The organism is Exiguobacterium sp. s22 (genome assembly GCF_018617455.1).
Lineage (GTDB): Bacteria > Bacillota > Bacilli > Exiguobacteriales > Exiguobacteriaceae > Exiguobacterium.
The window spans coordinates 250354-272588 of sequence record NZ_JACSKD010000001.1 but is presented as its reverse complement, the minus strand read 5'-3'; the positions used below and the strand labels follow the sequence as shown (position 1 = coordinate 272588).

26 protein-coding genes are annotated in these 22235 nt (G+C 47.8%); 1 reads left to right on the top strand and 25 read right to left on the bottom strand.

Features of this window, described 5'->3' with window-relative positions; translation table 11 throughout:
* Positions 1–12: 12 nt before the first annotated feature.
* The 11 genes from KNO94_RS01435 to bshB1 all read right to left on the bottom strand — a co-directional run bounded on the left by KNO94_RS01435 (position 13) and on the right by bshB1 (position 9812).
* Positions 13–498, bottom strand: coding sequence for a hypothetical protein (locus KNO94_RS01435; protein ID WP_214776954.1), 486 nt, complete (start codon positions 496–498; stop codon positions 13–15).
* Positions 495–680 carry a YpmA family protein gene (locus tag KNO94_RS01430; RefSeq protein WP_015881492.1) on the bottom strand — a complete coding sequence of 62 codons (186 nt, stop codon included), beginning with the start codon at positions 678–680 and terminating at the stop codon, positions 495–497. The genes KNO94_RS01435 and KNO94_RS01430 overlap by 4 nt, the downstream gene beginning before the upstream one ends.
* Positions 681–745: 65 nt before the next feature.
* Entirely contained in the window at positions 746–3556 is a 2811-nt protein-coding gene (dinG, locus tag KNO94_RS01425; protein ID WP_214776952.1) for an ATP-dependent DNA helicase DinG, read from the bottom strand.
* Between the two features lie 106 nt (positions 3557–3662).
* On the bottom strand, positions 3663–4046 hold the full coding sequence (panD, locus tag KNO94_RS01420; RefSeq protein WP_214740298.1) for an aspartate 1-decarboxylase: 384 nt from the start codon (positions 4044–4046) through the stop codon (positions 3663–3665).
* A gap of 5 nt (positions 4047–4051) precedes the next feature.
* Positions 4052–4882, bottom strand: a complete 831-nt coding sequence (gene panC / locus KNO94_RS01415; RefSeq protein WP_214776950.1) for a pantoate--beta-alanine ligase — start codon at positions 4880–4882, stop codon at positions 4052–4054.
* A complete protein-coding gene (gene panB, locus KNO94_RS01410) occupies positions 4882–5715 on the bottom strand; it encodes a 3-methyl-2-oxobutanoate hydroxymethyltransferase (protein WP_214776948.1) in 834 nt (277 codons plus the stop codon). The genes panC and panB overlap by 1 nt, the downstream gene beginning before the upstream one ends.
* A 91-nt stretch (positions 5716–5806) precedes the next feature.
* Positions 5807–5947, bottom strand: a complete 141-nt coding sequence (locus tag KNO94_RS01405; RefSeq protein ID WP_214740292.1) for a hypothetical protein — start codon at positions 5945–5947, stop codon at positions 5807–5809.
* The gene (locus KNO94_RS01400) at positions 5940–6902 is read right to left on the bottom strand and encodes a biotin--[acetyl-CoA-carboxylase] ligase (protein ID WP_214740290.1); all 963 of its coding nucleotides are present in this window, start codon (positions 6900–6902) and stop codon (positions 5940–5942) included. Before KNO94_RS01400 ends, KNO94_RS01405 begins: the two co-directional genes overlap by 8 nt.
* Positions 6875–8014, bottom strand: a complete 1140-nt coding sequence (locus tag KNO94_RS01395) for a CCA tRNA nucleotidyltransferase (RefSeq protein WP_214776946.1) — start codon at positions 8012–8014, stop codon at positions 6875–6877. The genes KNO94_RS01400 and KNO94_RS01395 overlap by 28 nt, the downstream gene beginning before the upstream one ends.
* On the bottom strand, positions 8011–9132 hold the full coding sequence (gene bshA, locus KNO94_RS01390; protein WP_214740287.1) for an N-acetyl-alpha-D-glucosaminyl L-malate synthase BshA: 1122 nt from the start codon (positions 9130–9132) through the stop codon (positions 8011–8013). The genes KNO94_RS01395 and bshA overlap by 4 nt, the downstream gene beginning before the upstream one ends.
* Entirely contained in the window at positions 9129–9812 is a 684-nt protein-coding gene (gene bshB1 / locus KNO94_RS01385; RefSeq protein ID WP_214740285.1) for a bacillithiol biosynthesis deacetylase BshB1, read from the bottom strand. Before bshB1 ends, bshA begins: the two co-directional genes overlap by 4 nt.
* 112 nt (positions 9813–9924) lie before the next feature.
* On the opposite strand from bshB1, the gene KNO94_RS01380 reads away from it, so the two are divergent.
* Complete coding sequence (locus KNO94_RS01380) at positions 9925–10800, top strand: YitT family protein (protein ID WP_214776944.1); 876 nt, start codon at positions 9925–9927, stop codon at positions 10798–10800.
* Between the two features lie 39 nt (positions 10801–10839).
* Here KNO94_RS01380 and KNO94_RS01375 read toward each other — a convergent pair whose 3' ends face one another.
* From KNO94_RS01375 to ndk, 14 genes are all read right to left on the bottom strand, one after another.
* Complete coding sequence (locus KNO94_RS01375; RefSeq protein WP_214776942.1) at positions 10840–11298, bottom strand: GreA/GreB family elongation factor; 459 nt, start codon at positions 11296–11298, stop codon at positions 10840–10842.
* Positions 11299–11355: 57 nt separating this feature from the next.
* Positions 11356–12039, bottom strand: a complete 684-nt coding sequence (locus KNO94_RS01370) for a zinc metallopeptidase (protein ID WP_214740278.1) — start codon at positions 12037–12039, stop codon at positions 11356–11358.
* 38 nt (positions 12040–12077) lie between these two features.
* The gene (locus KNO94_RS01365; RefSeq protein WP_214776940.1) at positions 12078–12695 is read right to left on the bottom strand and encodes a DUF1405 domain-containing protein; all 618 of its coding nucleotides are present in this window, start codon (positions 12693–12695) and stop codon (positions 12078–12080) included.
* A gap of 88 nt (positions 12696–12783) precedes the next feature.
* Complete coding sequence (locus tag KNO94_RS01360; protein WP_214740273.1) at positions 12784–13578, bottom strand: menaquinol-cytochrome c reductase cytochrome b/c subunit; 795 nt, start codon at positions 13576–13578, stop codon at positions 12784–12786.
* A gap of 33 nt (positions 13579–13611) precedes the next feature.
* Positions 13612–14283, bottom strand: a complete 672-nt coding sequence (qcrB, locus tag KNO94_RS01355; protein ID WP_214740272.1) for a menaquinol-cytochrome c reductase cytochrome b subunit — start codon at positions 14281–14283, stop codon at positions 13612–13614.
* Between the two features lie 15 nt (positions 14284–14298).
* Complete coding sequence (locus KNO94_RS01350; RefSeq protein ID WP_214776938.1) at positions 14299–14802, bottom strand: QcrA and Rieske domain-containing protein; 504 nt, start codon at positions 14800–14802, stop codon at positions 14299–14301.
* Positions 14803–14912: 110 nt separating this feature from the next.
* On the bottom strand, positions 14913–15353 hold the full coding sequence (locus tag KNO94_RS01345) for a DUF2487 family protein (RefSeq protein ID WP_214740268.1): 441 nt from the start codon (positions 15351–15353) through the stop codon (positions 14913–14915).
* Positions 15354–15513: 160 nt separating this feature from the next.
* Positions 15514–16047: a ReoY family proteolytic degradation factor gene (locus tag KNO94_RS01340; RefSeq protein WP_214776936.1), complete on the bottom strand. Its 534-nt coding sequence runs from the start codon at positions 16045–16047 to the stop codon at positions 15514–15516.
* A gap of 23 nt (positions 16048–16070) precedes the next feature.
* On the bottom strand, positions 16071–17345 hold the full coding sequence (locus tag KNO94_RS01335; protein WP_214776934.1) for a tetratricopeptide repeat protein: 1275 nt from the start codon (positions 17343–17345) through the stop codon (positions 16071–16073).
* Positions 17346–17374: 29 nt separating this feature from the next.
* Positions 17375–18625 carry a 3-phosphoshikimate 1-carboxyvinyltransferase gene (gene aroA / locus KNO94_RS01330; protein ID WP_251125791.1) on the bottom strand — a complete coding sequence of 417 codons (1251 nt, stop codon included), beginning with the start codon at positions 18623–18625 and terminating at the stop codon, positions 17375–17377.
* A complete protein-coding gene (locus tag KNO94_RS01325; RefSeq protein WP_214776930.1) occupies positions 18622–19677 on the bottom strand; it encodes a 3-dehydroquinate synthase in 1056 nt (351 codons plus the stop codon). The genes aroA and KNO94_RS01325 overlap by 4 nt, the downstream gene beginning before the upstream one ends.
* Positions 19671–20834, bottom strand: a complete 1164-nt coding sequence (gene aroC, locus KNO94_RS01320) for a chorismate synthase (RefSeq protein WP_214776928.1) — start codon at positions 20832–20834, stop codon at positions 19671–19673. Before aroC ends, KNO94_RS01325 begins: the two co-directional genes overlap by 7 nt.
* A 9-nt stretch (positions 20835–20843) precedes the next feature.
* Positions 20844–21623: a CheR family methyltransferase gene (locus KNO94_RS01315; RefSeq protein WP_214776920.1), complete on the bottom strand. Its 780-nt coding sequence runs from the start codon at positions 21621–21623 to the stop codon at positions 20844–20846.
* Positions 21624–21724: 101 nt separating this feature from the next.
* Complete coding sequence (gene ndk, locus KNO94_RS01310; RefSeq protein WP_214776918.1) at positions 21725–22144, bottom strand: nucleoside-diphosphate kinase; 420 nt, start codon at positions 22142–22144, stop codon at positions 21725–21727.
* Positions 22145–22235: the final 91 nt, after the last annotated feature.

The following is a 22235-nucleotide window of genomic DNA, read 5'->3' as shown; positions in this document are numbered from 1 at the left end:
CCCTCTAATTCGTCACATTTGATCCGTCAATTGGACGCGTCGAATAAACTCTCCGGTCTGAAGCGTGTAATACGAATACGTATAGGTAGCATTCGCTTTCGTAACCACTTCAATGAGTGCACGCTCATCAAATCCGATCTTACAGCTGACGAGTTGTCCACCCGTTTCCTCGACAGAACGCGCGCAGACATCGGTCGCTTCCACTTCATCGATTTCGCGCTGTTCAATCTCCAACTTATCATTAAGAGGCACAAACCAAATCGACTTCCCGTCTTCTTCCGGGAAGACGACATATGCCTCTGTCCCATTGAACAGTTCTCCCTGACCTACTTTCACGTTTGGAGATTCGTCTGTCAGCCGCATCATTGCCTGTTCGACCAGTTTCTCTTTTTGATTTTCTGTATGCCCGATGGTGAATCGATACATCACGCTAAAGACAAGAACGACACCAATCAGAGCCACTAAAAACGAAACGATCCATTTCGCTTTTCTGGTCATTCTGTACGATAGATGGTGAAGACCATCTCTTCCTTTTTCGGATCGTTTACTTTCTTCTCAAGTGACAAACCGAACATCAAATCTTGACTTTTCAAAGTCCGATTCAATAAGTCGACAATCTTATACACGTCCGCGGTCGGTTCAATCCGAACGCTTGCGAGCGTTTCAATATTCGAGTTCATATTGACCCCTCCTCCAAAAACACTATACGTATCATTATAAAGCGATAATATCACGATGCCTAGCGTTATCTATCATTTCGTGACACTGACTTTTCCTTCTCATCTAAGAATAATTCCAACTCGGACAAAGATGTTTCTAACGTCCCCTCGATGCGGTCGACTTTAGGCAAACTGTTGATGAATTGTTTGCCGTAACGCGTCGTCTCGACTCGGCGGTCGAATACAAAGATGGCACCGTAGTCCCCTTTTGATCGAATCAAGCGCCCGACCCCTTGTTTGAAGCGAATGACCGCTTGCGGAAGCGATAATTCGAAAAATGGTGATTTTCCAAGCGATTCAATTTTTTCTGAGCGCGCCTGCATAATCGGTTGGTCAGGGGGGGCGAACGGGAGACGGACGATGACGAGACACGTCAATGCCTCACCTGGAATATCGACACCTTCCCAAAAGCTGGCCGTTCCAAAGAGAATTGACTGTTCCATGCGTTTGAACTGTTTCGTCAAACGACTACGCGAACCACCACTCACCCCTTGTGCGAGAAGCGTATAGGACGGATCCAGGTGATCTTTCACTTGTTCGTAAGTAAGTCGGAGCAATTCGTTCGATGTGAACAAGACGAGCATTCGTCCTTTCGTCACATTCGCAATTTGAACAATCGATTGGGCCGTTTGATCGACGAACTGAGGAAGCGGGACATCATTGATCAATGGGAAGTCTGACGGAACAAATAGCTTTGCCTGCTCTCTAAAGTTGAACGGAGAAGGCAATACGACTCGTCTGACCGGTTCTCCTTCAAGTCCGAGTCGCCGTTCCATAAAACTGAACTTGCCCGATACCGTCATCGTCGCCGAGGTTAAAATGGTCGGTCTCTTCTTGAAGAGTCGCTCGTGCAACAACGGACCAATCTCAACCGGTTGGGTGTACACCGAAGTTAGTTTGCGGTTGCCTAAATTCAATTCGACCCAACTGACCGCATCGTCGTCTCGGGTCAGCATCGTCTCATAAATGACGCTCTCGAGCTCACGAACGTCGCCAATCAACGTTTTCAAATCGCTAATGAGTGCCCGCTGCTTAAACGTCATATGTTCTTTACGCTCATCAAGCAGACGATGTAGATGACGAAGTGACGTGCGTAACGTACGGAGTTTGTTCTCAAGTCGATTCGCCACTTCTCGAATCGGTCTGAACGTTGCCCCTTCCCGCTCGAAACGAACTGTTTGTCTCGGCTCTTTTTTCTTGCTCAACGATTGAAGGGCAGTCAAGAGATCCTCAAGTTCTTCCTCAACTTGAGCGAGCGCACCGTCAATCTGCTGACTAAAAGCTTCTGCCTCTTCGGTGACGGACGTTAAATCAGCTAGCTGAATGATACGCGAATGGAATTTTCCGTCTGCCCCATAGCCGAACCATTTAAATAATCGGTCAAATTGAATCGCATCAAACGTCACACCGAAGTGATGAGAAGCCACTTCTTCGACTTGATGCGCCTCGTCTAAGACGAGTGGTGTGTCGGTCGGTAAAATGCCTGCCTGATGTTGTAAGTCAGAGAACAAGAGCGCATGGTTTGTCACAATCAGATCCGCTTCTTTTGAGCGAAGGACGGCTTTTGTGAAGAAGTCACGGCTATACCATGGATCGAATCGACCAAACTCACTTGAAGCGTCTGCTTGAATCAAGCGCTTGAATGAGGCAGGACCTTGTGTCGCAGACCCTGGGAATGAAAGCTCCTCTAGATCCCCCGTCTCCGTCTCGGTCAGCCAGACGAGGACCATCGCTTTGCACATCGATGCCAAAAGTCCGTCATTCGATTCGTCAAGGACCATCTCGAACTTACGTAAATCGATATAATTCCGTCTTCCTTTTAACAATGTGAACTCAATCTCCGGAAAAATCTGTCGAAGCACGGGTAAATCGCGATTCAACAATTGTTCCTGTAACTGAATGGTATGTGTGCTGATGACGACCGGTCGTTTCGTCTCAAGTGCATGATGCGCACTTGGAATCAAGTAGGCAAGCGTCTTACCCGTTCCCGTACCCGCCTCGACTAACAATGTTTCCTCATCGTCTAACGCTTTATAGACGTGACGCATCATTTCAAATTGACTTTGTCTTGGTTCAAACTGTTCAAAAATTGATGGGAGCGTCTCTTCAATCGTTCGAAGCAGAAACGGTTCAAACGGCTCACGCTCTACTGCCGGAACGAATGAGTCGCTAGGACGATATAATGCAATCTTACGATGAATATCAAAACGTGTTTCGTCGTCTGGGCGAATTCCAACCTCGAGTATGATGTCATCAAGTAACGGTTCGACATGGCTCGTCCACGATTCAGAGAGCTCGCGAAGTCGTTTCAACGTCACAATCGGCAAGTCGCGTAGGCGGTCGAGCATTCTTATGAAAAGTTCGGCAGTCGCCTCTGCGTCACTTAGCGCCCGGTGTGCATCTGTATGTAAGAGGTCAAACGTATCAGAAAGGGCTTCTAATGCGTGGCTTTCTAATGTCGGATAAAGAATTCGAGCCAACTCGACTGTATCGATAGCTCTCCCTTGAAACGGAAGGTATCCTGCCTGTTCAAGACTCTCATTTAAAAAAGTTAAATCAAATGTGACATTGTGCGCGACAAATACCCGACCATCTAACATTTTCCAAATGTCGGGAATCACCTCTTCAAATAGGGGTGCATCACTCACGTCAGCATCACTAATCGTTGTCAATTGCGTGATAAAAGGGGGGATTGGTCGACTCGGTCGAATCAAGGTGCTGTAGCGCTCAATCACTTCACCCTCTTGTACGACGACCGCCGCAAACTCAATCAGTTCATCACCGGACTTTACGGAATGACCGGTTGTCTCTAAATCCACAATCACATACGTGTCCATAACATCCATCCCATCTTTGGCACGCTCGTGCTTTCTGTCTGTCTCATCTTACCATAGAACGTATGACGAAAAAACGGGGATGCCTCTGACGACACCCCCGAACTCTTTATAAAATCGTATGGGCGATTTCTTCATAAAGAAGTTGATCGACCTCGTTCTGTCCGTTCAAGACGGCAACTTTTGGACGATGCGTTTTCGCTTCTTCCGCAGTCATTTGACCGTATGCCATGATGATGACAACATCGCCTACTTGGAAATGACGTGCCGCTGCGCCGTTCAAACAAATCACACCAGAACCACGTTCCCCTTTAATGACGTATGTTTCGATGCGTGCGCCATTATGGTTGTTCGTAATGTGAACATGTTCATTCTCCATAATACCGACCGCGTCCATCAAATCCTCATCGATTGTGATTGAACCGACATAGTGTAAGTTTGCTTCAGTCACTGTTGCTTTGTGAAGTTTCGCGTGCATAAATGTACGAATCATTGGATTCATCCCTTCTTCCAAATCACATTATCAATCAATCGGGCGCGTTCAAATTGAACGGCCACTGCTAATAAAATTTCAGTTGAGTCGTACGTGACGGAGCCGAGTGTCGGATAATCGACGAGTTCGACATAATCGATTTGACTATTCGGAATCTCGCTCAATCGTTCCGTCAATTGACGTTTGACCGCTCCAGCACCTTGCCCTGTTTCTAATTCTTCTCTCGCCAACGTCAGCGCCTTGAAAATTTGACTCGCTTCTCTTTTTTCAACTTCTGACAGATATACGTTTCGAGAAGATTTGGCCAGTCCTGTCTCCTCACGTATAATCGGGCAGCGTCGAATCTCGACTGGTACGAAATAATCTCGGACATATCCTTCAATGAGCGCGACTTGCTGGGCATCTTTCAGCCCAAAATAAGCACGTGTTGGTTGAACAAGATTAAATAATTTCGAGACGATTGTCAACACACCATCAAAGTGACCTGGTCGACTCGCCCCACATAATACGTCTGCACCTTGACGGACGGTCACACGAGCCATATCGAGTGGATACATCGTCTCAGTCGTCGGATAGAACAGGTAGTCAACACCCGCCTCACGTGCCAACTTCTCATCTCGATCAAAGTCTCGCGGATATCGGTCGAGGTCTTCATTTGGTCCGAACTGTGTCGGATTCACAAAAATACTCATCACGACGATATCATTTTCCCGTCGTGCGCTTTCAACGAGGCTCAGATGTCCCTCATGCAAATAACCCATTGTCGGAACGAACCCAATCGTTTGCCCAGACGGTAACGCGTGACGTAATTCTTCAACGGTCGATATAATTTTCATCATTTTCCTCCGTACAACGAATCTAGTAACGACTCGTCCATCGTAAAAGTATGACGTTCAAGCGGAAACTGACCGTTTTTCGTTTCTTCGACGAAAGATTGAATCGCATGTGTCGCCACATCATTCACATCCGCGTATGCTTGAACAAATTTCGGCAAGCGGTCCACCCCATATTTTAAAACGTCATGGTAGACAAGCACTTGGCCGTCGACTTCTGCCCCGGCACCGATTCCGATGACTGGGATAGTCAACGACTCAGCGATTCGTTTCGCTAGTTGATGAGGCACACATTCGAGAACGAGCATTTTCGCACCCGCTCGTTCGGCAGACAGACTATCTTGAAGAAGTGCCTCAGCGGCTTCAAGGGATTTTCCTTGAACTTTATATCCCTCTAACACACCAACTGATTGAGGCGTCAATCCTAAATGGGCGACACATGGCATTCCGACTTGTGTCAAGCGTTCAATCGTTCGGAGAACTTCCCCTGAACCTTCAAGTTTGATGGCATCCGCCTGTCCTTCTTGGAACATGCGTGCCGCCGCCTGTAGCGTACGGTCGAAATCTCCGTGGTACGTCGCAAATGGCATATCTACTACTACGAACGTCTGTTGTGCTCCTCGTCGCACGGCTTTTGCGTGATGGAGCATATCTTCCATCGTCACAGGGATGGTCGAATCATAACCGAGTACGACCATTCCAAGTGAATCCCCGACGAGAATCAAATCGACCCCTGCCGCCTCGGCAAGTTTCGCTGACGGATAATCATACGCCGTCAACATGACGAGCTTTTCCTGTTCATTCATCTTTTTCAATAACGAAGTCATCGTGTTCATCTGTTTCTCCTCCTAAACGTGGAGACAGGAAAGAATAAACGCCTTCTTACACAATAGGCAAGAAGGCGCACGAAAAACAATTTCATGGTTTTCATGAGTAGTGTCCTTCTGTCCCTGTCAAAATGATCAAGGCAGACAACTGATTGTGACAGTCTGCAAGCGTGGTACACTTCAAAAATCGATAGCGTCCGACACATTCAGTATAGTCGATGGTGTCGTTTTCATCAATCATTCCACACTGCAATCTCAGCAGAATAGACCGGTTCGACTTTCCCATCTACTTCGAGTAACAGGGCACCTTCATCAGAGATTCCTCGCATGACGCCTGTTCTTGACGCCCGGGACCCACTCAGCGTGACCGATTCATTCAGATAAGCGGCATGTTTCGTCCAATTCAAGCGTACCGGTGCGAACCCATCTTCGAGAAAACGGTCGTACTCGGTTTCGAGTTCGACTAGTAGCTCTGCTAGTAACTCACTGCGATGATAACGTGTTCCCGTTTCAAGATAGAGCGATGTAGCCCGGTGAGCCAAGTCCGGCGGAATAGTTTCACCATTGACGTTTATCCCGAATCCTAAAATGACAGCCTGGATGCGATCTCCCTCCGTTTGCATTTCTGTCAGAATGCCTCCGATTTTCTTACCATTTAAGAGTAAATCATTCGGCCATTTGATTGACACGTCGAGATTTCTCGCATTCAACGCCGTCGCAAACGCACTGGCTGTCATCAAAGTCAGCTTCGAAGCTTCCCGAATCGGTAAATCGGGTCTTAAAATGACACTTGCCGCAATATTGACATGCTTCGGATTATGCCAGTTACGTCCTAGCTGCCCACGCCCCGCCGTCTGTTCTTCACTGATGATGAGCGTTCCTTCGGGTGCATGTTGTTGTGCAAGTTCGTGTGCGATGCGTTGTGTCGTATCGACTTGATCAAACGCATGTACGACTTGACCAAAACGCCCCTTCCGAAATGAAACAAAAGCCGGTTCATCGAATCGGTCGCTTTGTTCGAGTAGTTGATAACCTTTTCGTGGAATAGTATGAATCGCGTACCCGTCTTGTTTCAGTGTCTCGATATGTTTCCAAATTGCGGTACGTGAAATATTCAATTGACGTGCCAGCTCTTGACCGCTCCATACTTCACCATTTTGTAATAGCGTCAGGACACGCCCGCGCGTTGAAGCCATCGTTTCGCCTCCTCTTTCAATACAGTCTCATGGTTCGGCATCTCTTGTAGGACGACCCGTCGTTCCAAGTCGGCCAACATATGTTTAATGACCTCTCCTTTTGCTCCGAGCTCGAGCGCATCTCGTCCATCAAATTGTAGTTCTTTTCGTGACTGAATGGGGAGTGACTGCTTCAATTCACGACTCCGGTCTCTCTCACCGTTCATCCGAAAATACGTAGATAGCGTGGTTTCCTCTGTCTGATAGATCGTCATCTCATCTAATCCCGTCTCACACAATTTAGCTAGCGTACGAGCCTCGCGCTTGATGGCATTTGAGCGTTTCCATGGCAAGAGCCACGATTCATCGTTCGAATGATACAAAAAGAGTGCCCAACCGCTAGCCGCGTTTACAGGCGTACGCTCATCTTCCTGCACACGATTCATCAGATCCGTCGTGACGCCCGGTAGGTGACGGTGAATGCCTAGAGCCACCATCTCATTGAGCGCCCTCTTATACGCAGGTCCAACTAATAGTTTTTCAAATTCGATTGCAATGCGTTCCATCGCAATTTGCTCGAGCTTATGGCCGAGCACACTCGCTGCATCACGTAACTCTTCATGTAAGGTGAAGTCGAGTTGAGACATGAAACGAAGGGCGCGCATGATGCGAAGGGCATCTTCACCGAAACGTTCGAATGGGCTACCGACCGTACGAATGATCCGCTCTTCAAGGTCATGTTGACCACCGAACAAGTCGACGACTTGTCCATCATGAAACGCCATCGCATTCATCGTGAAATCACGGCGCAATAAATCTTCTTCGAGCGACACACCGAGCGCGACATGGTCTGGTCTTCTTGAATCCGAATATGCCCCTTCTGAACGGAATGTCGTCACCTCGAACGGATGATGGTCGATGATGACCGTGACCGTCCCATGTTCGATGCCGGTCGGGACGGATTTTGGAAAGAGAGCCATCACATCTTCAGGGAAGAGCGACGTCGCCAAATCAATGTCATCCGGTAAGCTTCCGAGGACATAGTCACGAACGGCCCCACCGACGATATAAGCCTCACCACCATGCCGTTCAATCGTTTCAATGATTTGTTTCGCATACTCCCATTCTGTCATGATTTCACCACCTGTTCATACAAGCGCTCATATTCGGTCACGATGTCTTGTGAGGCGAAGCGTTTAGACTTCTCTAATCCGTTACGTCTGAATCGTTCCTGTAACGAGGCATCTGTCAGTACACGTTGCATCGCATGGGCGGCAAGACTTGCGTCGCCTCTCGATACGACAAACCCATCCTCACCATCCGTGATGACTTCCGGTAACCCACCTGCATCACTCACGACTGAAGGTACCCCTGTCGCCATCGCTTCGAGGGCGACGAGTCCGAACGCCTCTTTGTCCGATAACAAGACATGAACATCGCTGATTGAAAGGAGCGCTGCGACTTGTTCTTGTTTCCCGGCAAAGATGACATCGTCTTCGAGTTCCATTTCGGTCACGAGTCGACGCATCGCCCCCATGAGCGGTCCATCGCCGACGAGCAGAAGTTTTTTGTTTGGGACGTCCATTTGGTCGAACGCCTCTAAAACGAGATCGACACGCTTCACTGGCCGGAAGTTCGAGATGTGGATGACGACTCGGTCCTCATCTGACAATCCATACCGTTCCCGAAGCGTCGGGTCGATTTGTGGCGTATATACCGATTCATCGATAAAGTTGTGAATGACTTGAATAGGCAAATCACTCGCAATGCGGTCTTCCGTCTCTCGTTTTAGACTATGCGAAACGGCCGTGATGGCATTCGATTGGCGTAGTCCGTATAGAATGGCCGGTTTCAATTCCTCATCCTCTCCGAGCACCGTGATATCGGTCCCGTGTAACGTCGAGACGATGGGTGTCTTCACTCCTGCCATTTCACGACCAAGTGCCGCACATACGGCATGAGGCACCGCATAATGGGCATGAATGACGTCAAGCCCGAACGATTGGATGACGCTCGCGATTTTCGCCGACAACGTCATATCGTAAGGTGGGTATCGGAAGACCGAGTATTGGTTGATTTCGACTTGATGGAACGTGATATTCGGATGATAGGCGTTCAAGCGAAACGGCATGCTACTTGTGATGAAATGGACGTCATGACCACGATCCGCAAGCTTCATCCCGAGTTCTGTTGCCAAAATCCCAGAGCCACCTACCGATGGATAACACAAAATGCCGATACGATATGTCATGCGAGTTCACCTGCCTGTCTCACAACGTATGGTCGGACTTGTTTCAAGCCTTCTGCGTATGACGTACCGATCAAGCTCCCGAAATGTCGTTCCCGTGCGACGACCCGCTCCACATATGCATCGGTGAGTGGTGTCTTTACTCCGTTCATCGGTGTGAACTGACTGGCATAACATTGTAAGGCTTGGGTCTTCACGTCGATGGTGTCACTGATATCGACACAGACGTCTGGTTCGACATGCGCATTGATCATATATTGGTACACACTTTGCGGACGGTATGCATCAAGTTCAGGTAAGTATTTTCGAATGCCGGCATTAAACAGCGCCTCTGTCACGAGATGTGCACAAGCGGCATGGTCTGGATGACGGTCGACTTCATATGGATATAGGACATGAGTTGGGCGCTCGTGACGAATCAACGATACGATTGCTTCTAGTTGGTCGGCACTTCCGTCAATCCCGCGGTCACTGAATCCGAGATTCAGGCGGCGTACACCGAGCACCGCATCCGCTGCACTTGCTTCTTTTTGTCTTGTTTCGACGTCTCCATTTGAAGACAGCTCGGCTTTCGTCAAATCGACGTAGACGACTTCAATCTTCTGTTTCGTCCATTGGGCGGTCATTCCGGCAATCCCGATTTCAATATCGTCCGGATGTGCCCCGATGGCTACTACTTTCATCTAAATCACCTCTTCTTTGAAAAGTATAGCCGACTCGATTCTGAATGTCATATGTTCAGGGTAGTCAATCGAGTTGTTTTTCGAGTACTCTATCTAAGGGGAGGTGAACCTAATGACGGTACAGTTACCGATTCGTGTTCGAAATATTATCTTTATCTTAATAGGTTCTTTTATTTTTGCATTCGGTGTTTATCACTTCAACGTTCAAAACAACTTGGCCGAAGGTGGATTCACTGGCATCACATTGATTCTACGTGGTCTATTTGATATTTCACCTTCGGTCACGAACTTGGCATTAAATATCCCGCTCTTTTTCATGAGTTACAAGTTGTTAGGTCGCACGACCTTCATCTATACGCTCATCGGAACGTTCTCATTTTCACTTTGGTATGCATTCATCGCCAAATATTCGACGCTTGTCATCGATTTGACGAATGATATGGTGCTAGCCAGTTTGTTTGCCGGACTCTTCATCGGCATCGGGCTCGGCATCATCTTCAACAATGGGGGGACGACGGGCGGCGTCGATATCATCGCACGACTCGTACAACGCTATTTCGGTTGGTCAATCGGCAAGACGTTTCTCATCTTTGACTTCTTCGTCATCGTCCTCAGTTTGACGTATCTCGATCCTCGTGAGGCGATGTATACCCTACTCGCTGTCTATATCGGGGCACGAGTCATTGATTCGATGCAAGAAGGGACGTATGCCGGTAAAGCGGCGATGATTATCAGTGACCACCGTACTGCCATCGCGGACGGGATTCATGCGACGATGAACCGGGGGACGACAAGACTGCTCGCAAAAGGCGGCTACTCGAACCGAGAACTCGAGGTGTTATACGTCGTCGTCGGACGAAACGAAGTGAATCGTTTGAAGACCATCGTCAAACAAATCGACCCCCACGCCTTTGTCACCTTCCATCATGTGTACGAGGTTGGAGGGGAAGGCTTTACGTTCGACGAGAATCGAATGCCTCTGAAATAATCAAAAAATCGCCTCGTTCACGATTGAACGGGCGATTTTTTATGGTTCAATATGAAGCACTTCCAATTCAATGACTCCTGCTGGTGAGTTCACCTTTATCAGTTGACCGACTTTTGCGCCGAACAGTGTGCGACCGATCGGCGACGTGATCGAGATGGTCCCTTGATCGATGTCCGCCTCAGCCTCCCCTACGATTCGATAGCTCTCCAACTCTTTTTGATGCAATTCTCGAACGACGACCCGGTTCCCGAATGTGACGACATCTGAATGGTTCGATTCGACAATCTCTGCTTCATTGAGGAGGTGTTCGAGTTCTAAAATTTCCGCTTCTAACCGTTCATAATCACGTACGGTTTCTGTATACGTAACATCCTCTCTAAAATCACAAAACTTCCGCGCTGTTCGAATGCGTTCACGCGCATCCGTCCGGGCTCTTTTTAACGTCGTTAATCGATGAGTCAATCGCTCATGGCCAGCCGCTGTCATTTGTGGTTTCATCAAAACATGTCCTTTCTTAAATAATGAAAAAACCCCGCCATTCGACGGGATTTCATTCTATTCCTCACGTGGCATGAACACAATAAGTGCCAAACGAATAAGCTCGGCAACCGCAACAAGCGTTGCAGCCACATACGTCCAAGCCGCAGCGTTGAGGACTTTTCGTGCCCCTGTCTCTTCTGTCGCTGTCACGATACCATGTGATGTCAATTGTGCCATCGCACGTTTCGAAGCATCAAACTCGACCGGTAACGTGATCAATTGGAACACGACCGCCCCGAGCATCATAATGACACCGAGTTGTGCCAATCCGAGTGCACCGAACAAGAAGCCACCGAGTAATAACGGGAACGACAAGTTCGACGTGATGTTGACGACGGGAACGAGACTATGACGCACGCGCATCATCTTGTAATCCGTCGCATCCTGGATGACGTGACCGATCTCGTGCGCCGCGATCGCAGCCGACGAAATCGTTGACCCTTGATATACTTCACGAGATAGACGGACGACTTTGTTGACCGGGTCATAATGGTCACTCATGAGTCCATCGACCATCTCGATTCGAACATTATGCACCCCGTTCTGTTTCATGATGAAATCAGCGACTTGCGCACCTGTGACACCACTTTGAAGTGGTTGTTGTAAAAACTGCTTGTACGTACTTTTCACTCGCATCTGGGCCCATAAGGGGATGAGCATAATCAGTGCAAGATAGAAAATATAGCCACCTAATGACATTTTCTATTTCACCTCTGCGTGTATTTGATAATTTGATTTTACATTCTTATGAACTTATTTTCAAGCGATGAACGCAGGACGAATGCATATCCCATCAAAAAACACAATCCTGTCAGCCAAAACGAACCGTACCCGATCCACATGATGTACTCCGCAAGTGATGGATAACGCGGCCATTGTCCGAGTACGTAATCGACTACATCGTTATGAATCACCCAGACGAGTGAACAGACAAACGAGGTCATCGTCCACTTCATGAACGGCGCATAAATCAGCGCTTGGATTGCCATCACGCCATGCGAAACCATCAACATGACCGCCATCAGTATGGTAATCGTAGGCGCATCATCCGGTAACGTGCGCAGGAACAATAGATTCATAATGACAGCCCACACGCCATATTTGATCAACGTGATGAACGCGAGCGTCTCGAAGATTGGAGAACGTTTTTTAAATATCCACAGTCCGAGAACGATCGTAAAGAAAAGTGAAGCCGTAGGGCTATCTGGAACGAATGGCCAATACAGATAAGGGGTGTCACGCAATTGAGGCTCATACCAAATATAACCGTAAATCGTACCTCCCAAGTTGATGACGAACAGAAGGCTTAACGTGATTCGATGCATCAAGAACGGTTTTAAAAACATCGGGTTCATTGTCTCAATCCTTTTTCTTCAGTTTATCGTCAATATAGCAATGAAGTAAAAAAGTGTAGCCTAGTAAACTTAGGCTACACTTGATGACTTACTCGTTATTTTCGCCGCCTTCACCGTATGAAGCGATGAATTCAGCCAATACTTGAAGATCTTCGTCAGAACCATCCCACTGACCGGCAGGCATTGTACCAATACCGTTTACAGCGATGTCTGCGATTTCTTCAGCGGTCTTCGTCGTCCCTACAAGTGCAGGTGCAGCTGCCCCACCCTCAAGGTTTTGACCATGACAGTTGACACAAGACTGTGCTGAATAGATTTCATACCCTGGTGCAGCCGTATCAATCTCAGGACCTTCGCCTGGAATTTGAAGCTCACCTTGTGCGTGTACTTGATCCCAGTGTGTCGTTTGAACAGATTGCCACGTCAAGTAGAAGACAGACAAAATACCAAGCAACATAAAGCTGATGGCCACTGGTCGTTTCGCAGGTCGACGCTCTAGACCTTGGTCGAGCCAAGGAGCTAACATAAGCGCCGTAAATGCCAACCCAGGAATGATGATCGTACCGAGTACAATCCAATCCCCTGCAGCGAATTGGTATTTAAGAAGTTGATACAAGAACAAGAAATACCAGTCCGGTAACGGAATATATGACGTGTTCGTTGGATCGGCGATGTTTTGAAGCGGTGCAGCTTCAACGATTGTGAGTGCGATGAACCCGATCAAGAAGACCGACCCTACCATCCACTCTTTAAGCAAGAAGTTCGGCCAAAACGCTTCAGTACGTCCTGGATATTCTGAATAGTCTTTTGCAATGTTTTGTTTCCGATTCGAGATTCCTACTCGAGAGTCGGTTACAAATTTCATCCCTTTACCGCGATGCATATCGTTTCTCCTCCTTTTTCTTCTCGAATCGGCTTATAGCGGTCCAGAAACCCCTTGTTTACGAATCATCAAGAAGTGGGCTCCTAATAGTACGAACAACGCCGCCGGTAAGAAGAAGACGTGAATCGCGAAGAATCGTGCGAGTGTACTCGCTCCGACAATCTCACCACCAGCGAGGAGTGTCTTCGCAATACCACCGATAACCGGTACACTTTCAGCGATTTGAAGCGTAACTTTCGTTGCGAACAATGCTTTCATATCCCATGGAAGCAAGTATCCTGTAAGTCCGAGCGCCAAGACGACGAAGAACAAGAGAACACCGACAACCCAGTTAAGTTCACGTGGTTTTTTATACGATCCAGTGAAGAATACGCGGAGCGTATGTAAGAACAACATGACGATCGCGACAGAAGCTCCCCAGTGGTGCATCCCACGTACGATTTGACCGTGTGCGATTTCATTTTGTAAATAGTATACCGATGCGTGCGCATTGATGATATCCGGTACATAATACATCGTCAAGAACATCCCAGAAAGGATTTGAATGACGATTGTAAAGAATGTCAATCCTCCAAAACAATAGACGAATGCAGAGAAGTGATGGGCAGGGTTGACGTGTTCAGGTACTTCATGGTCAGCGATATCGCGCCAGAGCGGTGTGATGTCTACGCGCTCATCGACCCAATCATAAATTTTTTGTAACATCGACTAGTCCCCCTCTCACTTCTGTGAAATCGGGCTACCCAAGTAAAGGAAGCCGTCTTTTTCTTCTTTTTCGTAACGTGCAAGTGGTGCCGTAGGAGGCGTACCTGGAATGTTTGTTCCGTCTTTTTCATAACGACCAAAGTGGCATGGGCAGAAATACTCGTTCGGACGAGTCGGGTCTGCTCCATATGATACTTGGCATCCTAGGTGTGTACAGATTGGAGACAAGGCAACAATCTCGCCACTTTCCGTTTTGTACACCCATGCAGAGAGTGTTTCTTCAAATTCGTACCATGCATCTTGTGTTTGTTTCTTAAAGTCGACACGTTGCGGCTCAGTCGTGATGTCATCAAGACTCATTACTTTTACTTTGTCGCCCGCTCCAGATTTTTTCAAAACCGGATCGATCGCAAAGTTGACCATCGGACTGATCAATGTTGCCGCCATAAAGCCACCTACTCCAGTCAGTGTGTACGTTAAGAACTGACGGCGCGTGACTTTTGACCCATTTTGAGCCATTTCGTTCCCCCCTCATTCGTGTGCATAACCCCATAATTCTTTATGCATTCTTCACAAAAATTTCTCACTCAACAAAATAGTATATCAATAAAACCTCTACGTCAACCGCTTCATGTCGCCATCCAACGGCTCGAAAGTTCCGTGATGACTTGTGTCGCAAAATTTTGAACCATCGTATGCGCCTGATCGCTCGACATCGATCCGAGCGCAAGTGGCGGTACGAACAAAATTGGCAAATCAAACGATTTAAAACGGACGTCTGACGCAATAAATAAAACGTGAGAAAATCCAGATGAATCTGCTTTTGCCACTACATCCTGCGCCAATTCCACACCAGCTTCCACATCGGTGTAACTGATCGTCGGGCTGAGCATCGTTCGACCAGATAATTGACGTTCTGTTTCGGCCGTGACGGCTTGGATCACTTCATAACCTTCAGCTTTGCGAACCATATCCTCACCAAACGCCAATTCTGCGAGCGGAACGATGAGCGTATCGACGTATTGTCTTTCGGCAATCGAGCGGAGTGCCCCTTGACTATCGAACCTCATCTTTTCCCTCCTCTCCTTCATATCTCATCATGTCTATTGTAGCGTACATGACTTCGTTCACGTTTCAAACTTATGAACGAACTGTGAAATAATTGTGTATTCCTACGTTATTAATATACCAAAAAACAAGCGCCTACCGGAACGGAAGCGCTTGTTTTTTTTAAAATAATTTAGATGAACGAACTTGATGAAGTTGGCTCGTCAAGTTACGAAATAAATTTTCATCCCGACGATCTAGTGCTTTGTCAATTTCAATCAATAACCGCTCTTCTTCGAACTGGGCAACAGAAGCTTGAATGACCGTTTGCGCAGAAGAGGAAACCTCATCTTTCACTTCCGCTGTAGGCTCGAATGGATTTTGCTCCACGATATCGATCCAGTTTTCGTCAATCATCATTCCTTGGAAGTTTAATTCCACATAAATCGGGCCATCGTGTAGACGGATGTCATGATATGCCTTTTCAGGATTCATGGTCACAAGGTCTCCCCGACGGTATCGGAACGGTTCACCATCAAACCCGTATGCCGTCATGACGAGACTTCTCGGTGATACGGAAGCGTTCGTCACGAAGTGCACATTTCCAAGTTTTTCAGGATGTCTCAACCAATAGTCAAGAATCCACTTCGCTTCACGTTTCCGAAGTGTATGATGAGCGACGAATCGCTTTAAAAAATTCCGTTTCCGCTCGACCATCTGACCTCATTCCCTTCCCATTATCATTCTACGTCATCAGACAATTGTTCGAGCTGATCTTCGAGCACTTGGCGATCTTCTAGATCGATTACTAGTGCAAGCGATTGCTCTACAACTCGGCGTGCATCTTGTCGACGACCTTCCTCTATCAACAGTGTAGCCCATTCTGTCACAAATGACACGTCCTCTTTCATCATCGGCTCGATTGAGGCGTAAAGACTGACCGCATCATCATATTCTTCGAGTTCATATTTTGCTTTCGCCTTATACCAGGTCATAAGCGGTGAGGTCGTATGATCTTCGAGTGCATCAATGGTTTCGAGAACATCATCTAGTTCTCCTGCTTCGAATAAAATCGACAACAACAGTTCAGTTGCTTGTAACGATTCTGGGTTCAAGACGAGAGCTTCACGCAATTCTTTAATGGCTCCTTCTCGATTACCGAGTTTAAGGAGCAGTCTTGCTTTGACATGACGAAGTTCATCATTGTAATCATCTCGCGTGATTCCTTGGTCAATCATTTCAAGTGCTTCATCCGTTTGACCGATCGCATCAAGCGATTCTGTGTAAGGAAGGTAGAGAGATGTAAAATCCGGGTCCATCGCTTGAAGCTCTTTGAACTGCTTGATAGCGACTTCCTCTCGACCGATTCGATGCGCCGTCATCGCATGACCGAAGACGGTATTTAAATCTCGATGCTTCGCTTTTTCATACTCCTCAAGCGCTTCTTCGAATGAACCGACCATCGTGAGGGCTTCCGCATAATCGGCCTGATAATCGATCTCGGACGGTAGATTCATTTTTGGAAGTCGCGCGTAGAGAGGAATGGCTTGTTCGAAAGAACCCGTCGACGCATATAATTCAGCCAATCCATAGATGAGTAACGGTTCATCGGGATTTTTTTCAAGTGCTTCCATCAGCTTTTTGACGGCCACTTCATCTAATCCCTGCGATTGATATAAATCCGCTAATAGTACAAGACTTCTCACTTGTGTCTCCGCATCATCTGACTTGATTTTTTCAAGTACGGCAATCGCTTCTTCTTCGCGATCGCTGTCTAAATATGCTTCCGCGAGCGACAACGCAACATTCGGATCGCCCTCGTAATCAACGTACAATTTCGAAAGCACCTCGGTTGCCCGGTCAGCAAGTCCAAGCTCTAAATAAAGGTCTGCGATGGCTAATCGATCATCGTCCGATCCTTCTTTTTCGAGTTCTTCTATGTGTACGAGCGCATGCTCGGTCTCTCCTGACTCAAGCATCTCGATGATATGTGTTAGTGCTGATTCATCTAGCATGTTCCATCCTCCTGGCCTTCGGTTTGTCGTTATTCTATCTTACGTTGGATTCGTTGTAAATCGAGACGGAATCGAGGATAACTCACCTCGGACGCTTCCATGTCTTCAATATGGACAACATCATCAGTCATCAGCTCAGCAATCTGAAGCATCATCGACAGGCGGTGATCTCCGTAAGTTGTGACATCTCCTCCATGCAACCGACTCGGTTTTACGATAAACCCGTCAGCCGTTCCAACGATATCGACACCTAGTTTTTGCAGTTCAGTGACGACCGAATCGATACGGTCGGTTTCTTTCACACGTAGTTCCGCCGCATCTTTCACGACAGATGGCGTTAATGCTTGTGATGCGACGAGTGCGAACAGTGGCAATTCGTCAATTTGCGAAGGAATCATCTCTCCTTCGATGACCGTACCGGACAGTTCACTCGTTCTCACAGTGACATCCCCGATCCGCTCTTTACCGACGGAACGTTCATTTGAAATGGTGATCAATGCTCCCATCCGCTCGAGCGTACGTAAAAATCCGATTCGAGTCTCATTTAAACAAACGTCTGTCGTCGTAACCAAACTATCGGGTATGATGGCCGCTCCTGCCCAAAAGAATGCTGCTGACGATGGGTCTGCCGGTACATCGACCGTCGTCCCAGTCAACCGCGAAGGTTCGACACGTATGACGCGTTGCCCTTCTTCTTCTGAGATCGATAGCTCTGCGCCAAAAAGCGGTAACATCCGTTCGGTATGGTCACGGGACAACACAGGTTCCCGAACAATCGTTGTTCCCGAGGCACGTAATCCGGCGAGAAGAATGGCCGACTTCACTTGAGCACTCGCAATCGGTAACGTATAGTCGATCGCCTTTAACGATGTCCCCTCAATCACAAGTGGTGCCACTTCTCCGTTCACGTGCGCCCCCATCTCACGAAGCGGGGACGTGACACGGCGCATCGGACGCTTAGACAGCGATGCATCGCCTATGAGTTCAAACGAACCGGTATAGCCGGATAAGATGCCGATGAGTAGGCGCATCGTCGTCCCAGAGTTTCCGCAGTCTAGAGTGGCTGAATGCGGCGTCTCAATCCCTTTGATGATCAGTTCATCATCTTGTTCCACTACTTCTGCCCCTAAACGTCGGATCACTTCAAGAGTTGAACGACAATCGGCGCCAAGAAGCGGATTTTTTACATAAGTCGTACCGGACGACATCATTCCAAACAAGAGTGCCCGGTGAGTGATTGATTTATCACTCGGCACTCGGATCGAACCGTTCAAACTCAACTTGTCCACCATCCCTTCATCTGTTCAAACGTATATTGCAGATCAGCAAGCTGAATCGCCTCCACTGAAATGGAGTCGCGTATTAACACGAAACGGATGACCCCATTTCGATTCTTTTTATCCCGAATCATTTTTTCCACATAATGATCGAACGGTTTCCAATCGATTGGGGTGACCTCATTCAAACGCATCCAATCAAATAACCGTTTCGCACGCGTCTCATCATTGGATAGTAAGAAAGCAAAGACCATCCCATGTAAGACGCACTCCCCATGCGGGATACGATACGCTTCGATTGATTCGAGGGCGTGCCCGAACGTATGCCCAAAATTAAGCCATGCCCTGATCCCTTGTTCTCGTTCATCCGCTTCGACGATGGCTTGTTTCACTCGGATCCCTTTGGCGAGCCATGAGACCCAATCCAACTCATCCCGTTCGGTCAAGGCTGAAAACAATTCGTCCTCGAACGAGGATTCGAGGACGTGACGTGACAAATACGCATGTTTGATCAGTTCCCCGAGACCACTCCGGACTTCTTGAACCGGTAAGGAAGCGAGTCGAGACACATTGTAGTACACACCAATCGGTTGGTAAAATGAACCGATTGCATTTTTGGCGAGCGGATGATTGACGGCCACTTTTCCACCAACGGCAGAATCATGGGCTAAAATTGTCGTCGGAACCTGTATGTAAGAGACACCGCGCATATAGACACTCGCTAAGAACCCAGCTAAATCGCCAATCATCCCGCCACCAAAAGCGACGATGAGCGATTGACGGTCGCAACCGTGACGCAGCCCTTCCGATACAAGATGCTCAAGACGTGTGATGGATTTAGAAGCATCTCCCGCCTCGACGACGGACCAAATGACGTGCGGATGAACGGCACATAATTGATTTCGAAATGATGAACCGTAGAGAGCATCCACCTGTTCGTCTGTGACGACCCAAATCGTCGGATATTCCGACCAATCGAATGTTTCTATCCAACGATCTTGGTTGTCGACGATGACGTCATATGGAGTCGATGCTGCAATCGGAATGGTCACCATACACGTAGCTCCTCTCGGTATTCCTCCACACGGTGTTTGATTCGTTCCATTGTGTCCTGCCCGAACGTTTCACACACTTCTTTCGCCATCTCAAAGGCGATGACCGCTTCCACGACGAGCGACGCTGCCGGTACAGCACAAGAGTCACTGCGTTCGATTTGAGCGAGAAAAGCCTCTTTTGTATCGATGTCGACCGACTGTAGCGGTTTGTAAAGTGTCGGAATCGGTTTCATGACCGCTGAACAGACGATTGGCATGCCCGTCGTCATACCACCTTCAAACCCTCCAAGATGATTACTGAGTCGTGTGTAACCATTCTCTTCATAAGCGATCGGATCCATCACTTGCGAACCTGGTCGGTAGGCCATGTCGAATCCGTCTCCAAATTCAACCCCTTTAAACGCGTTCACACTCATGACGGCCTGCGCGATCTTCGCATCTAGCTTCCGATCGTACTGCACGTAAGAACCGAGACCTGGAATGACACCGTGCACTTCCGTACAGACGATTCCACCAATCGAGTCGCCGTTCGCTTTCGCTTCATCAATCTTTTGCATCATTCTCTGTTCCGCATCGGAGTCAAGGGTACGGACAGGAGACGTATCGACGAGTTGTCGTGCTTCCTCGATTGACTGTACCGTCTTCATTTCTGCTTTCTCCCCGCCAATCACTTTCACGTAACTGAATAAAGACATACCCAGTTGTTGGAGGAGTTGTTTACAAAAGGCACCGACGGCCACTCGTGCAGCCGTTTCTCTTGCGCTCGAACGCTCCAACACGTCACGTAAGTCACGGTGTCCATACTTCAGTCCACCGACGAGGTCAGCGTGCCCCGGTCTCGGGCGTGAGATGCGGCGCTTCACTTCCATATCATCCGTAATAGGTTCTGCTTGCATCACATGTTTCCAATGCGTATGGTCTTTATTTTCAATCCAAAATGTAATCGGGGCACCGGTCGTCTTCCCGTGTCGGATCCCCGAGCGAACAGCGACCTCGTCCGATTCAATTTGCATGCGTCGTCCACGCCCGTATCCCGACTGACGTTTCTTCAACTCCAAGTTGATTTGGTTCAAATCTACTGTCAGGCCGGCAGGGGCACCTTCAATGATGACCGTCAGACCGGGACCATGTGATTCACCAGCTGTCAAATAACGCATCCATTCACCTCATCCATCTATTTTTTCATAAAAGAAACTTTGCTTCATCGCATAGCCGTAACGCTTCGGTTGGAAAATCTGTTCTGTCCCACCTACAAATAGCATTCCTCCTGGACGCAGCGCCCGTTGGAAAGAGGTGTATACTTTTTCTTTTGCTTCTTCCGTGAAGTAGATCAAGACATTGCGACACACGATCAAGTCAAAGTTACGCTCATACACGTCCGCTAACAGATTGTGTTTTTTAAACGTCACCAATTGCTTGATTTCATCTGAAATGAAATAGTCATCTCCACGACGCGTGAAGTAGCGCTTCTGAAACTCTTCAGGTAAATCGATCAGCGCCCGTTCATGATACTTTCCTTGTTTCGCCTTTTCGATCACAACATCATCTAGGTCTGTCGCCATGATAGAGAATTGAGACGGGGCTAAATGTTTCGACAGCAACATGGCGAGCGAGTAGGGCTCTTCCCCTGTTGAACAAGCTGCGCTCCAAACGCGTAGTTTCCCTTGGCTCGATCGAATCAAATGTGGAAGGATATCTTCTTCAAGTTGTTGCCATCGAATCGGGTTTCGGTAAAACTCACTGACGTTGATCGTCATCCGATCCAAAAACTCTTCATACAACTCACGATTCGTATCCATCGCTTTCAAATACTCTAAAAACGATGCGTACCCTTTTTTCTCACGCAAGGCGACCATACGGCGCTTCATCTGCGCCTCTTTATATAAGTTCAAGTCAATGCCCGACTTGATATAAAACTTTTTTACAAAGATGGCATAATCATTCATCACCAATTTCAACCTCAATTCTTTCTCATTTCATCTTTCAAGTGACCGAAGGCATTTCCAAGGGAACGAAAAAGGGACAGGTTTCCCCGTCCCTCGAAAAGTCATGAAACGTGTGAGGCCACTTTTGCGAACCAAAGTCCAAGTTCGCGTTCTGCGCTTTCCACACTATCAGAACCATGAATCACGTTTTGTGACATTGTCGATGCAAAATCACCGCGAATGGTTCCTGGTTGAGCATCGACTGGCTTTGTCTTCCCAATCATCAGACGAGAGACGGCCACGATGTCCTCACCTTCCCATTCCATCGCGACGACCGGACCAGAAGTCAAAAACTCGACCAATTCACCAAAGAACGGCTTTTCTTTATGCTCTGCGTAGTGTGCCTCTGCGACCTCAACTGTCGGTGTCACCATTTCGAGACGGTTCAACGTATATCCTTTGTCTTCAAAACGTGAGATGATTTCCCCAATCAATCCACGTTTTACCCCATCAGGTTTAACCATTAAAAATGTCTTTTCCATTCCCCAAATCCCCCTAAGTCAATAAATGTGTACGATGTACGTATTAAGTGTACACGGTCCGACACATTTTTGAAAGGGGTTACATCAGGCA

Bases quoted from the DNA above. Each gene is read 5' to 3' on its own strand.
- KNO94_RS01435 (WP_214776954.1), bottom strand. From the start codon at position 498: ATGACCAGAAAAGCGAAATGGATCGTTTCGTTTTTAGTGGCTCTGATT.
- KNO94_RS01430 (WP_015881492.1), bottom strand. From the start codon at position 680: ATGAACTCGAATATTGAAACGCTCGCAAGCGTTCGGATTGAACCGACC.
- dinG (WP_214776952.1), bottom strand. From the start codon at position 3,556: ATGGACACGTATGTGATTGTGGATTTAGAGACAACCGGTCATTCCGTA.
- panD (WP_214740298.1), bottom strand. From the start codon at position 4,046: ATGATTCGTACATTTATGCACGCGAAACTTCACAAAGCAACAGTGACT.
- panC (WP_214776950.1), bottom strand. From the start codon at position 4,882: ATGAAAATTATATCGACCGTTGAAGAATTACGTCACGCGTTACCGTCT.
- panB (WP_214776948.1), bottom strand. From the start codon at position 5,715: ATGAACACGATGACTTCGTTATTGAAAAAGATGAATGAACAGGAAAAG.
- KNO94_RS01405 (WP_214740292.1), bottom strand. From the start codon at position 5,947: ATGATTGATGAAAACGACACCATCGACTATACTGAATGTGTCGGACGC.
- KNO94_RS01400 (WP_214740290.1), bottom strand. From the start codon at position 6,902: ATGGCTTCAACGCGCGGGCGTGTCCTGACGCTATTACAAAATGGTGAA.
- KNO94_RS01395 (WP_214776946.1), bottom strand. From the start codon at position 8,014: ATGACAGAATGGGAGTATGCGAAACAAATCATTGAAACGATTGAACGG.
- bshA (WP_214740287.1), bottom strand. From the start codon at position 9,132: ATGACATATCGTATCGGCATTTTGTGTTATCCATCGGTAGGTGGCTCT.
- bshB1 (WP_214740285.1), bottom strand. From the start codon at position 9,812: ATGAAAGTAGTAGCCATCGGGGCACATCCGGACGATATTGAAATCGGG.
- KNO94_RS01380 (WP_214776944.1), top strand. From the start codon at position 9,925: ATGACGGTACAGTTACCGATTCGTGTTCGAAATATTATCTTTATCTTA.
- KNO94_RS01375 (WP_214776942.1), bottom strand. From the start codon at position 11,298: ATGAAACCACAAATGACAGCGGCTGGCCATGAGCGATTGACTCATCGA.
- KNO94_RS01370 (WP_214740278.1), bottom strand. From the start codon at position 12,039: ATGTCATTAGGTGGCTATATTTTCTATCTTGCACTGATTATGCTCATC.
- KNO94_RS01365 (WP_214776940.1), bottom strand. From the start codon at position 12,695: ATGAACCCGATGTTTTTAAAACCGTTCTTGATGCATCGAATCACGTTA.
- KNO94_RS01360 (WP_214740273.1), bottom strand. From the start codon at position 13,578: ATGCATCGCGGTAAAGGGATGAAATTTGTAACCGACTCTCGAGTAGGA.
- qcrB (WP_214740272.1), bottom strand. From the start codon at position 14,283: ATGTTACAAAAAATTTATGATTGGGTCGATGAGCGCGTAGACATCACA.
- KNO94_RS01350 (WP_214776938.1), bottom strand. From the start codon at position 14,802: ATGGCTCAAAATGGGTCAAAAGTCACGCGCCGTCAGTTCTTAACGTAC.
- KNO94_RS01345 (WP_214740268.1), bottom strand. From the start codon at position 15,353: ATGAGGTTCGATAGTCAAGGGGCACTCCGCTCGATTGCCGAAAGACAA.
- KNO94_RS01340 (WP_214776936.1), bottom strand. From the start codon at position 16,047: ATGGTCGAGCGGAAACGGAATTTTTTAAAGCGATTCGTCGCTCATCAT.
- KNO94_RS01335 (WP_214776934.1), bottom strand. From the start codon at position 17,345: ATGCTAGATGAATCAGCACTAACACATATCATCGAGATGCTTGAGTCA.
- KNO94_RS01325 (WP_214776930.1), bottom strand. From the start codon at position 19,677: ATGGTGACCATTCCGATTGCAGCATCGACTCCATATGACGTCATCGTC.
- aroC (WP_214776928.1), bottom strand. From the start codon at position 20,834: ATGCGTTATTTGACAGCTGGTGAATCACATGGTCCCGGTCTGACGGTC.
- KNO94_RS01315 (WP_214776920.1), bottom strand. From the start codon at position 21,623: ATGAATGATTATGCCATCTTTGTAAAAAAGTTTTATATCAAGTCGGGC.
- ndk (WP_214776918.1), bottom strand. From the start codon at position 22,144: ATGGAAAAGACATTTTTAATGGTTAAACCTGATGGGGTAAAACGTGGA.